We start from the raw sequence: 1,145 nt of genomic DNA on the forward strand, positions 1-1,145 counted from the left end.
GCGCGGGTGTTGAGCTGGGTGGTGGCCACGGTGGTGGCGTAGGTGATCTCTTCGGGATCGGCGAAGGTCTGCCCGGCCAGGGCTTGGCGGCGGAAGATGCGCCACCAGGCTTCTTGCAGGTTGAGCCAGCAGGCGCCCTTGGGAATGAACACCTGCTGGATCCGCGGATGGTCAATGAGCCACTGGCGAGTGGAGACGCTGTTATGGCTGGACAGATTGTCGGTGATCACTGCGATCGTGCCGACCGGGTTGGCCCGCTCCAGCAGAGATAAAAAGCGCTGCCAGCCGGCACTGTTGCGCGATGCGGCGGTCATGGTGACCGCATGGCCATCAGCGACGCGCAGGCCGCCGTACACCCAGGTCTTCTGTGGCCCGCGGCTGTATTCCAGCGTGGCTTTGATCCGCCGACCGCCGGCGCTCCAGCTGGGGGCGGGGTCGAAGGTTCGGGGAAGGACGGGGCTCAGCTCGTCGGCGGCCACGACCGTCACTCCCGGCGGGGGGCAGGTGTAGAGGGCAACAATGCGGGTTCTTTTGGGGCGAAGTCCGGGTCGTGGCTGGTGGCCCAGGAGCGGGTGTGGCGCCAGCGCACCCCCTCGGCCAGCAGGATCCGCCGCACCTGCGAGCGCGCCACCACAATGCCCAACTCGTGGACGGCCTCGGTCAGGGTGTCCAGCGTCCAAACCCCTGGCCCGGCCTCATCGGCCGCGGCCAGCTCACCGGTTACCCGATCGCGCACCGGCCGGCCCGCCGGCGAGGTCCGGGCCAACGCGATGATCTGCGAGCGCTCGGCTTCGCTGATCCGCCGTTTACGGCCGACGCCAGGCCGATCTCCCAGCCCGTCCAGGCCCTGGTCGTTGAAGCGCGCCAGCCGGTAGCGCACCGTCTTCTCCGCACAGCCCAGCTCGCGGGCGATCTGCGGCACCCGCAGCCGCTCCCAGCTCAACGCGATGATCTGAGCCCTGCGGATCCAATCGGCCGGAGCATGCCGGGCACCGGCCAGTTTGCGGATCGTGCGTTCCTCGATCGCATCCTTCGGCGCCCGCGCGAACAGGAGCTTCGGCACTGCCTCACCGCCCATCAACGACCTACTGGGCACTGATCGTACGCCTGATCTTGCCGCCCAAAAAGGAACAAAGCACTAGACG

The 1,145-nt window shown here is 68.1% G+C and carries 2 protein-coding genes; both read right to left on the minus strand.

Annotated elements, in window-relative coordinates:
- Positions 1-479, minus strand: a 479-nt coding sequence (locus ACFYWM_RS44735) for a transposase (RefSeq protein ID WP_389928008.1), incomplete at its 3' end; no start/stop codon positions are given.
- A gap of 5 nt (positions 480-484) precedes the next feature.
- Positions 485-1,063 carry a helix-turn-helix domain-containing protein gene (locus tag ACFYWM_RS44740; protein ID WP_389928011.1) on the minus strand — a complete coding sequence of 193 codons (579 nt, stop codon included), beginning with the start codon at positions 1,061-1,063 and terminating at the stop codon, positions 485-487.
- Positions 1,064-1,145 lie beyond the last annotated feature (82 nt).

Source organism: Streptosporangium sp. NPDC002721 (genome assembly GCF_042888905.1).
GTDB lineage: Bacteria > Actinomycetota > Actinomycetes > Streptosporangiales > Streptosporangiaceae > Streptosporangium.